Source organism: Kitasatospora sp. NPDC050463 (assembly GCF_040655255.1).
GTDB lineage: Bacteria > Actinomycetota > Actinomycetes > Streptomycetales > Streptomycetaceae > Kitasatospora.
The window spans coordinates 1-9,683 of record NZ_JBFAJO010000142.1 but is presented as its reverse complement, the minus strand read 5'-3'; the positions used below and the strand labels follow the sequence as shown (position 1 = coordinate 9,683).

At 69.6% G+C, this 9,683-nt stretch carries 11 protein-coding genes and 1 pseudogene; 7 read left to right on the top strand and 5 right to left on the bottom strand.

Features of this window, described 5'->3' with window-relative positions:
- The first annotated feature begins 152 nt into the window (after positions 1 to 152).
- On the top strand, positions 153 to 569 hold the full coding sequence (locus tag AB0J08_RS39890) for a Mu transposase C-terminal domain-containing protein (protein ID WP_360644540.1): 417 nt from the start codon (positions 153 to 155) through the stop codon (positions 567 to 569).
- A 36-nt stretch (positions 570 to 605) separates the two neighbouring features.
- Entirely contained in the window at positions 606 to 1,415 is an 810-nt protein-coding gene (locus AB0J08_RS39885; RefSeq protein WP_360644537.1) for an AAA family ATPase, read from the top strand.
- A 155-nt stretch (positions 1,416 to 1,570) separates the two neighbouring features.
- Here AB0J08_RS39885 and AB0J08_RS39880 read toward each other — a convergent pair.
- From AB0J08_RS39880 to AB0J08_RS39870, 3 genes and pseudogenes are all read right to left on the bottom strand, one after another.
- Positions 1,571 to 2,233: pseudogene (locus tag AB0J08_RS39880) on the bottom strand (site-specific integrase); the annotation flags it as partial.
- A complete protein-coding gene (locus tag AB0J08_RS39875) occupies positions 2,233 to 2,418 on the bottom strand; it encodes a helix-turn-helix domain-containing protein (RefSeq protein WP_360644534.1) in 186 nt (61 codons plus the stop codon). The pseudogene AB0J08_RS39880 and the gene AB0J08_RS39875, both read right to left, overlap by 1 nt.
- A complete protein-coding gene (locus tag AB0J08_RS39870) occupies positions 2,415 to 4,001 on the bottom strand; it encodes a replication initiator (protein ID WP_360644542.1) in 1,587 nt (528 codons plus the stop codon). The genes AB0J08_RS39875 and AB0J08_RS39870 overlap by 4 nt, the downstream gene beginning before the upstream one ends.
- Before the next feature lie 475 nt (positions 4,002 to 4,476).
- On the opposite strand from AB0J08_RS39870, the gene AB0J08_RS39865 reads away from it, so the two are divergent.
- From AB0J08_RS39865 to AB0J08_RS39855, 3 genes are all read left to right on the top strand, one after another.
- Positions 4,477 to 4,860 carry a winged helix-turn-helix domain-containing protein gene (locus AB0J08_RS39865; protein WP_360644531.1) on the top strand — a complete coding sequence of 128 codons (384 nt, stop codon included), beginning with the start codon at positions 4,477 to 4,479 and terminating at the stop codon, positions 4,858 to 4,860.
- 183 nt (positions 4,861 to 5,043) lie between these two features.
- Complete coding sequence (locus AB0J08_RS39860) at positions 5,044 to 5,340, top strand: hypothetical protein (RefSeq protein WP_360644528.1); 297 nt, start codon at positions 5,044 to 5,046, stop codon at positions 5,338 to 5,340.
- A 100-nt stretch (positions 5,341 to 5,440) separates the two neighbouring features.
- A complete protein-coding gene (locus tag AB0J08_RS39855) occupies positions 5,441 to 5,653 on the top strand; it encodes a hypothetical protein (RefSeq protein ID WP_360644525.1) in 213 nt (70 codons plus the stop codon).
- Between the two features lie 550 nt (positions 5,654 to 6,203).
- On the opposite strand, the gene AB0J08_RS39850 is transcribed toward AB0J08_RS39855, so the two are convergent.
- Complete coding sequence (locus AB0J08_RS39850) at positions 6,204 to 7,406, bottom strand: transcriptional regulator (protein ID WP_360644522.1); 1,203 nt, start codon at positions 7,404 to 7,406, stop codon at positions 6,204 to 6,206.
- Positions 7,407 to 7,511: 105 nt separating this feature from the next.
- Here AB0J08_RS39850 and AB0J08_RS39845 point away from each other — a divergent pair, with 105 nt between their 5' ends.
- Both AB0J08_RS39845 and AB0J08_RS39840 read left to right on the top strand, forming a co-directional pair.
- The gene (locus AB0J08_RS39845; protein WP_360644519.1) at positions 7,512 to 7,685 is read left to right on the top strand and encodes a hypothetical protein; all 174 of its coding nucleotides are present in this window, start codon (positions 7,512 to 7,514) and stop codon (positions 7,683 to 7,685) included.
- Positions 7,682 to 7,924: a hypothetical protein gene (locus AB0J08_RS39840; protein WP_360644516.1), complete on the top strand. Its 243-nt coding sequence runs from the start codon at positions 7,682 to 7,684 to the stop codon at positions 7,922 to 7,924. The genes AB0J08_RS39845 and AB0J08_RS39840 overlap by 4 nt, the downstream gene beginning before the upstream one ends.
- Before the next feature lie 1,077 nt (positions 7,925 to 9,001).
- Here AB0J08_RS39840 and AB0J08_RS39835 read toward each other — a convergent pair.
- The coding region (locus tag AB0J08_RS39835) for a site-specific integrase (protein WP_360644513.1) at positions 9,002 to 9,683 on the bottom strand (682 nt) is incomplete at its 5' end.

The following is a 9,683-nucleotide window of genomic DNA, read 5'->3' as shown; positions in this document are numbered from 1 at the left end:
GAGCGACAACAACGCCCCCAACTCACCGTCGCGAACATGTAGTCTATGTATCGTCGCAGTTCAGAGCCGGTTCACGAGCTCCTGCGGTCGGTAAAAAGGTCTACCACCGTCGCACGCACTCCGAGACCGGCATGGCCCCGATCGCGCGCTGGATGGCTGGCCATCCCTTCCCGGTCCCGGCCCCGGCCGACCTGGCGGAGGCCTTCCGCTGGTCCGAGCACCGAACCGTCGCCAAGACGGGCCTGGTCTCGCTGCACGGCAACCGCTACCAGGTCGACCCGGTGCTGGCCGGACGCCGGGTCGAGCTGGTCTTCGACCCCTTCGACCTGACCTTCCTGCGGGTCCGCTCCGAGGGCCACGACGCGGGCACCGCCCTGCCGTTCCAGATCAGCCGACACAGCCACCCCAAGGCCCGCCCCGAGGTCCCGGCCGAGACACCGAAGCCGACCACCGGCATCGACTACCTCGGCCTGATCGACACCCAGCACTCGGCCGAGCTCGCCGACAAGGTCAACTACTCCGCGCTCGGCTGGGCCACCGCCCCGCCGGTCGTCGACCTCTCCGAATAGCCCCCCGACCAGCCAACTCCCTTCCTGAGGATCAGCGTGATCGAGAAACTGCAGGCCCACTACGGCTTCAGCAGGATGCCGTTCGGCCGGGACCTGGCGCCCGGCATGCTCCACCGGCACGCCTCCCACAACGAGGCCGTCGCCCGCATCAGCTGGTGCGTCACCGAGCGGTCGATCGGCGTCGTGACCGGCGAGGTCGGCGCCGGCAAGACCGTCTCCGTCCGCACCGCCCTGGCCGGACTCGACCCGTCGAAGTTCACCGTGATCTACCTGCCGAACCCGATGATCGGGGTCCGCGGCATCCACGAGGAGATCGTCAACGCCTTCGGCCAGACCCCTTCCCACCTGGGCTCCCGCCTGATGATCCAGACCAGCAAGGTCCTCATGGCCGAGCGTGAGGAGCGCGGACGCACCCCGGTCGTGGTCCTGGACGAGGCCCACCTGCTCAACTACGAGGCCCTCGAAGCCGTCCGGATGCTCACCAACCACGGCATGGACCAGGAGTCGCCCCTGTCCTGCCTGCTGGTCGGCCAGCCGACCCTGCGTCGGACCATGAAGCTCGCGGTCCTGGCCGCTCTCGAACAACGCACTGCCCTCCGTTACACGATGCCTGGCATGACCTCCAGCGAGACGGCCAGCTACATCGCCCATCACCTGAAGCTCGTCGGGCGCCCGGATCAGCTGTTCACCGAGGACGCCGTTTCCTTGATCCACACCACCTCGCGCGGCTTCCCGCGGGCGGTCAACAACCTGTCGCTGCAATCGCTCGTCGCCGCGTTCGCCGGCGGCAAGAGCCTCGTTGACGAGGCTTCGACCCGCTCGGCGGTCAGCGAGATCATCGACTGACGACCGGCACCTTGCCGACGAACGACGACACTTCGCGACGAACACCCCGCCGGCGCCCCGCCCGGCGGGGTGTCGTCACTTCACGACGTCGGCATCGTGAGCGCCTGCTTCGTCGGCATTTTCAGCGTCGGGCAACAGACGGCGGTGAGAAACGCGCGTGCTTCCTCGGTGGTGAGGGGTTCGAAGCGGCGGGGGCGGGGTGTGCCCATGCGGACGTTGCGGGCGACGTTGCGCGGGATCTCCTCTTCGCGGACGGCGTGTTCCAGGGCGGACTTGAGTACGGAGTGGACGTAGGCCAGCGTCAGCGGCGACAGCCGCTTGCGGCAGCATGTCCTGGCCGCGCAGCACTGTGGCTGGTCGCGGGCGGTGTCGAGGCCGCGTGCGCAGCACTGGCAGGTGGTGCGGAGTTGGTCGAGCCAGGTGCGGACGTCCTTGGCGGTGAGCTTGGCGAGCTTCTTCTTGCCGAGGCCGGGGATGACGTACAGGCGCACGCAGGCGGTGTAGCGGGTGTGGGTGTTCTCGCGGAGTCGGTGGACGGCGACGGTCTCCAGCCAGTAGGTAAGGAAGGCTGCGACGCTGCCCTGGGCGGTGGGGGCGGGTATGCCGCGGTTGCTGGCGGCGATCTTCTCGGTCAGCTGGGCCAGCGCGTCCTTACGCGAGGTGCCGTAGACGCGGATGCGCTTGCGGGTGTCGCCTGCGGCGAGGACGTATCCGGCGGCTTCCCAGCGGCCGTCCTTGCGCTGGTAGACGGTGCCGTCGCCGTTGGCGCGGACCCTGCGCGAACCGGCGGGGGCGGGGTTGGTGTCGGGGGTGGTCATCAGGCTGCCTGTTCGAGTTGGTGGTGGACGAGGGCGGTCAGGGCGTGGGCGGGGATGCGGCGGGCGCGGCCGATGGTGATCGAGGCCAGTCGCCGGGTGCGAATGAGGTCGTAGACGGTGGCGCGGCTGATTTTCAGGCGGGCCATGACCTCGGGAACGGTGAGGAGTTCGGCGTCGGCGTTCACGCGATCGCCCCCGTCTGGACGGCGGTGGTCAGCGGGCCGGTGGAGTGACCGGCCCGGTGACCGGAGCGCCGCGCCTGTCGGGGACGCCGCGGTTGCTCGGGCCGGAGGCGCGGTGTGGTGGCCAGGAGGTCCGCGAGGTGGGCGAGTTCGGGCAGGAGGCCGGTTCCCGCGTACTGCCAGTGCGAGATCACCAGAGTCGTGTCCGCGCTGCCGGATCGCCCGTCCTTCGCGTGGTGACCTACGCGGTGACCGGCGGTCAGGTCAGCGCGGTCATTGCGGTCACTGTGCCGGTCAGTGACCGGCAGGCCCTCGCCGGTCAGTTCCTGGTTGGCGGACTTGCCGACCAGGGCCGGGTCGGTCAGCGTTGAGGCAGCGGTGGCCTTGTCTTGGCGTGTGCGCCAGGTGGTGCGTTCGGCGCGGAGGTGGGTGAGGGTCGTGGAGTAGTGGCGGGTGCGGGTGGAGAAGTGGCCTCGGAAGCCGAGCATGTGAGCCCACTGCCGCAGGCGGAGGTGAGTGTGCTGAGGCTTGGCTCCGAGGTGCCAGGCGGTGTGGATCATTTGGCGGGCGTGGTCGGTGAGGTCGTGCTGGGCGAGTTCGGCCAGGAAGCGCAGTCGGCGGTCGAGGGTGCCGGTGGTGGTCTCGGCCCCCTTGGTGGCGTACTTGGCGATGTAGGCGGCGACGTGCCGGTCGGTGACTGGGCTGTCGCCGGTGAAGTCGGTACTGCGGATCGCCCGGACGTCGATCTGCTGACCGAACCGAAACACCGTCGGCGTCGGCGTCGGCGTCGGCGACTGTGCGGGCTCGGCCTCCCTTGCCCCGGCCCGGTGTTGGTGCTGGACGCGGGTGCGTTGGGCGGCGGCGCGGACGGCGTGGTCGAGGAGCGCGGTGGTGGCCCAGGCGGGCGGGGTGCTGGTGGGGCCGGTGGGTCCGTCGATGCGGATGACGGTGTGGAAGTGGATCTGGCCGCGCTTTTGGTATTCGGCGACCTTGGCGTACGACAGGGTCGCGTGGTGGCGCAGGGTGCGCTGGGTGAGTCCTGCGGCGTTGGCGATCTCGCGGCGCAGGTGGGTGGTGAAGCGGGCCCACAGGGCGGGGGCATGGGCGTTCCACAGCACCGCGCCGGTGTAGTCGTACCGCTGCGGGTTCAGCGGGGTGCCGAGGAGGGGGGCGTCGTCGGCGTGCCGGGTGCCGCAGGTGCAGGGGGCGGCGCCTGGCTGGTTGTGGACGGGGCCGAAGCCGGGGGCGGTGAGGGTGGCGAAGACGCGGGGGTGGGTGGAGACGCTGGTGGGGACGGTCTTGCCGCCGCGCAGTCCGGCGGCGATGAGCTGGTAGGTGTCGTAGCGGTAGACGTTCGAGCAGGCGGGGCAGCGGGTGGTGCGGCGGTTGCCGCAGCGCACCAGGAGTTCGCCGGCGGGCAGGTGGCGGGTGTCGAGGTGGTCGAGTATCTGGCCGGTGGCGGGGTCCAGGCGGGTGCGGTGTCCGGTCATCCGGATCGGGCGGGCGCAGCCGCCCAGGGAGCCGATCTGCCGGGCCAGGGGTGCGAGGTGTCCGGCGGCGGCGAGCTTGGCCAGCCTGGCGGTCAGCCGCGCGCGGCGTTCCTGCGCGGAGTCCCTGTTTGCGGACGCGTCGGCCCTCCCGCCGTGCGCAGGTGTGGCGAACGTTGCGTTCGTGGGAGCGGAGGTGGTTGCGGGGGAAGGAAGTTGGAGCTGTGCAGGCATGGGGACAGACCTCCGGCAGGAGTCGAGAGAAGGGGAGAGGCGACTGAGGAGCGACCCGAGTGGTCGGCGCGCGAGGGAACGGCGGGCGCGGGTGATGGGCCGGGGGCGTCTGACCTGGTCAGCGGTGGTGTTCACCGGCGGTGCGTGAAGGTAGCATCGCTTCAACGGCGCATTCAAGTGCATCCCTCCTCATCTGTTTCGGCGGCCTGGTGGGGTGCGGGTACTGTGCCCTGGGTTTTCCGTTTTGGACGGGCCGGGTTTCGGTGGTAGTGGCGCGGAGAAGGCGGGGTGACCTGCGGTGACGGTGGGGCGTCGGGGGCGTAGACCGGCGGGCGGCACGGTGCTGCTGACGTTCGAGGTCATCGCCGAGGCCCTGCGGGAGCGGATCCGCTCCGGTGGGCTGAAGCCGGGGGATGCGCTGCCGACGCAGGCCGTGTTGATGGCGGAGTACGGGGCCTCCAGCCTGTCCGTGCAGAAGGCCATGGCCCTGCTGAAGCAGGACGGATACGCGATCTCCCGGCCCGGCAAGGGCGCCTTCGTCGCCCACCCCGACGCCGACGCCGACGAAGACCCCGGCAGTCAGGACGTGGGGAACGCGCCCGTCGGCGGCATGGTGGCCCGCGTGGAGGCGCTGGAGCAGGCACTGGCCGAGGCTGTCGGGCAGATCGCCGACCTCCGCACCCGCGTCGAGGCTTTGGAGCTGGGCGGCACGCGCCAGGGTTGACCTGGGGATACTCCGCTCCACGGTCACTGGATCGGGTGAGATTCCCGGCCCTCGACACGTCGTGCGCGGGGTGCGGATAGGGTCAGCTCGGGACCAGGGCCCGGCTGGGGCGGTGGTCGTGTCGACGCCCGGGGTGCCGGGGAGGCAGACTGGCCGGGTAGTCGTGGAGGCAGGGAGGTGGCCATGTCGGTGCAGTCGGTCCATATGGAAGGCGCGGGCGAGCGGGTGCCGCGTAATGCCGAGGGGATCGCGGCGGCGTTGTCCGGGGCGCGCCGGATGGAGTTCTACCGCGAGCTGCTGGCGGCGGCGCCGCAGGAGGCGGAGGCGGTGCTGCGGCACTGGTGGTGCGAGGCGGTGCTCGACGCCGACCAGGCGCGCGGCGACCAGCTCACCGCTGCCGCCCTCGCTGGCACGCTGCCCCTGCGAAGCGTGGCCGACGCGGTCGAGGCCCGGCGCGCGGCAGGGCTGCCCGTTGAGTGACTCCGGGGTGCCGTACGACGAAGGCGAGGACGGGGAGGACGACGATGGGTGGCCCTGCTATCTGTCCCCAGAGGTCGAGGCTCTGTTGCAGGACCCTGCCGTGACCGGCGAGGTCTTCAGCGCCATCATCTCCGCCACCGTAAGGATCAACACCACCTGCGGCCTGGTCCCCGGCAGCACGGCCTCCGAGCGTTGGCCCCAGCAGCGACGGATGCCGCTCGGGTCCGGCGGCTCCCTCGGCGTCGCCGAGTACGTCATCGTCGCCGACGCCCCCGAACCCCACTGCGTCATCACCCGCGTCCAGCTCTACTGACCAGCCACCCCACCCGGGCACGCTCCCAACCCCCGACGCCGACCGCAGGCGTGCGTCCAGATTTTCTCTACGAGGTTCAAGGCGGGCTCCGCCCGTTGGAGCTGGCCCGACGTCGCCGACCGACCCACAGCCGTGTCAGAACCCGAGGCCCGTATGGGTGTCGGCGGTCAGCGGGCAGCCGGGTCGTGGGCGGGTTCGACCGGTGCCCGATGGGAGCAAGTTGTGGGGTAAGCGCTGCTTACCCGAGCACCGACCAGGTCGGAGCAAGTTATGGGGTAAGGACTCCTTCCGCGTTGCGGAAGGAGTTCCTCGCCCGCGACCGGCCTACGGCCGGATCGCAGGCACAGGGTCGGCCAGGGGTCCGACCCTCCGTTTCCACCGCCGGGCCCGCCGTGGGCGGTATCCGACGCTGCCTCGGCTCCGCAGCGCAGGCTCCCCGCCGACCCGCCGACCGCTCCTGTGCCGAGCGACCAGACCGTGCGCAAGCCCGCCGAGTGCCGAGACGCCCGCAAGCAGCAGCCCGAACTCCCCCCACGCGCGATCGGGACGATCAGGACGCCAGCAGCTCGGCGACTTCGGGAATATCTCGGAACGCTCGCAACCGGTCCAGCACGATCCGTGCGCGCTCGGTGGTGCGTTCGCTGCCGCTCTGCCCCAGGGAGAGCATCCGGCCAGCGGTCCCGGCTGCGGCCTCGGGCTCGTTCGCGTCGGCGTAGGCCACGGCCAACCAGGACAGGTACAGCGCCAACTCCCTCGCGTGACTGGCGTCGTAGCGGCCCAGGACGTCCGTCAGCAGCGGTACGGCGCGAAGCGGCCGGTGCAGCTCGGTGTAAACGCGGGCCTCCATGACCTGCAGTTCCCCGGCGTCCATCCAGTACAGGTACGACGGCGACTCGACACCGGCCGAGTCCTGGGCCAGGGCCTCGCCGGCTTCCCCGAGAGCAGTCATCGCCGGGCGGTCCTGGCCGGCGCGGGTGTGCGCCCAGGCCACCCGGTCCAGGTACAGCGCGCGAGCCTTCGCCGGAGCGCCGGGACCGGCCTCCTCGACGGCGGCGGTAGCCAGGTCCACCGCGTCGCGGGGACGTCCGGTGTTGCTCCACTGGTAGGCCAGCGAGCCCGCCACGTTCCCCGACAGGACGCCGTCCCCGGCGGCTCGGGCGGCACTGATCCCGAGCCGGTAGATCCGCTCCGCCTCGGCGTGCTCGCCCGCATCGGAGGCCACCCAGCCGGCGATCTGCGCCAACTCGCCAATCGCCCTTAGCAGTTCACGGCCCACCTGCTCGGCGTGGGTGCCCTCGCGGTAGAGCGTGACCGCTGCCCGCAGCTCCCGCAGGGCCGGGCCGATCAGGTCCTTGCCGTACACCACGTCGTCGGCCAGCCGCAGGCCGTGCACCCGCCGGGCAAGGTCGGCGACCTGCCCCGATCCGATCCGCCGACCGGTCCTGGCAGCCAGCGGGGCCAGCGGGTCGCCCTCGGGCAGGAAGTCGGCGACGGTCAGCACGCGCGGGGCGGGCTCGGCCGGTGGGACGGCCTTGGCCGCCTCCAGCATCTCGCGCGGGACCTCCAGCACCAGGGCGAGGAAGGGCAGCCACTCGCGCGGGGACCGGGTGCCGATCTCCCAGCGGGACACGTCGTTGCGCGTGGGCGGGATCCTGTCGGGGGCGGCTTGGGCCAGCGCGTCGGCGAGCCGCTGTTGACTCCACCCGCGCGCCAGGCGTAACCGCCGCACCAGTTCCCCGACCGTCTCCCGCACCCGGCCAGCTTGGCAGACAGCAGGGCAGACACGCTGGCTCCTCCGCAAGGTTCCAGCCAACGAGACCCTGGCTGAAGAAGTCGAGCGGGAGCGAAGGAGCGGGAGATGGACGAGCAGACGGCGCAGTGGCGGGAACGCCCCGGTCCGGTGTGCGAGGAGTGCGGCAGGCTCCGCGAGCAGGCCCGAGCCGCTTCGCTGTGCGGGGACCGGTCCCGGCTCAGTGACGTACGCGTCATGCAGGATCGTCACCGCCGGGCCGAGCACGGGCAGGCGGCATGAGCGTGCGCAAGCGGATGCGGTTCCGCGACTACCACGTCCGCACCGACCCGACCGCCGATCCGGTTCGCGAAGCCGTCTGCGTCACCGACGAGGAGCATTGCCAGTGGACCAGCGGCGAGCGCACCCGCGCCGACGACGTGACCGCCCTGATCGCCAAGCACGCCGCCGAGACCGGACACCACTGCTACCGCCGCACCGCCACCGACTATGCCACCGCCGAACCCGGCGACTTCCACTGACCAATGGTCTATACCTCTGACGGCAGTAGTGACGGCAACAACCACGCACGCCGACGTACATCGGCACACTCCGACGGATCGTCATATAGCCATTGACCAGGGAAAACGCAGGTAGCGAGGGGCTGTAAGCCACACGTACTATGTACTGGCGGGAGCCACGCCGGTCTTGGTGCATAACACTTGCGGCGGCGATGCGGACCATATCTATCGAGGCGTAGCTTGGGACCACCCGGGCTACGAAAATGCAAGTAAGGGACGAGCTGAGCCCTGGGGTGGGCATTCGGATCCGGCCCTGCATAACGGCGGGAATACCGAGAGCGAATTCACGTCCTGGACCACTGACTATGAGGATGTGGCGCTCGACTACAGTCGAGAAGGGAATGGTCCAGGTATCGTTATGCGAATCCCTCGTTCAAGTGTTGAGCATCAAATTACCCCATCCACCCAGGACATCTACGGGGAGAGTGAGGTGCTGCTGCGAGGTCCTGTTTCAGGTGCGGAGATCAGCATCAACGGCGGGCCGTGGCACAAACCATGATGACTTCAGATCAGATTCTGGCTGGCGTGCGATCCGTTGGCAGCCCAGAACTCATAGAGGCGCTGGCCAGCGGGGATCTTGCGGACTGTCCAGAAGCGCTGACTTCAGTAGCAGATTTGCTTCGTACTTATCGTCGCCGATCAAAGAGAATTGATTCCGGTTCGAAGGTTGGACTGGCGGTTGATCGGGTGATCACAGCCCTAAGCGAATCCGGTCTTGAGTCCGTGGCGATGGTGCACGTGATTTCGAAATCTGGGCAGGATGGTGTTCTTTTGTTCGATGCGGGGCGAGGGGTAGCTATCTGCGCTCTTCCGGGTTCAGAATCTCCTTCGGCCTAATGGTGGATCCTGCGGACCTTGAAGAATTGCCGGAATTATGGGATCGAATTCTAATTCCTTGAGATCCGCGGCGCTCTGGACGGCTTCTTGGCGTGCAAGATAGGGACGCTAGAATACCTCCCGATTTGATGTGCAGAAGCCCCGCCGGAATCGTTCCGGCGGGGCTTCTGTGCGTCTTGACGGCAACGGTTGACGGCAACGTCAGCGGACAGGTGTCGCACAAAGCGGCGGATCGTCGCCGTCGTCGGGCTCGGCGGGGTTGCGGAGGGCGTTGCCGAGGGTGTCGATGGCCTGCCTCTGGAGGCGGAGTCGGACGTGGGCGTACACCGTCGCGGTCACCCCGATGTGGGCGTGGCCCAACAGTTCCTTGATGACGACGAGTTCGACGCCCTGTTCCAGGAGGAGGGTCGCCGCCGAGTGCCGGAGGTCGTGGAAGCGGATTCGGCGGAGACTGGCCCGGAGGAGCAGGGCGCTGAAGTGCCGGGTGAGGGTGGCTCCCTCGATGGGGGAGCCGTCGGGCCGGGTGAAGACGTAGCCGCTGTCCTTCCAGCCTGCGCCTGCCGCTTCGCGCTCCTGGCGCTGACGGTCGCGGTGCTGTTGGAGGGAGCGCCGGCACGGCGTGGGCAGGGCGATGCGGCGCTCGGAGCTCTGGGTCTTGGTGGGCAGGGCGGTCAGGCCGCTGGAGTTGGTGCGTTGGAGGGTGCGGCGGATGCTGGCGGTTCCGCTGGCCAGGTCGAGGTCTTCCCAGCGCAGGCCGAGGAGTTCGCCCTTTCGGAGCCCGGTGCGTAGGGTGAAGTTCCCCCCTGATCTTGGACAGCGTGTGCTTACGCTGCGGGGGTGAAGTCGTGCTGCAGTCTGGCTCGGGTTTCGAGGGGGGTGAGGT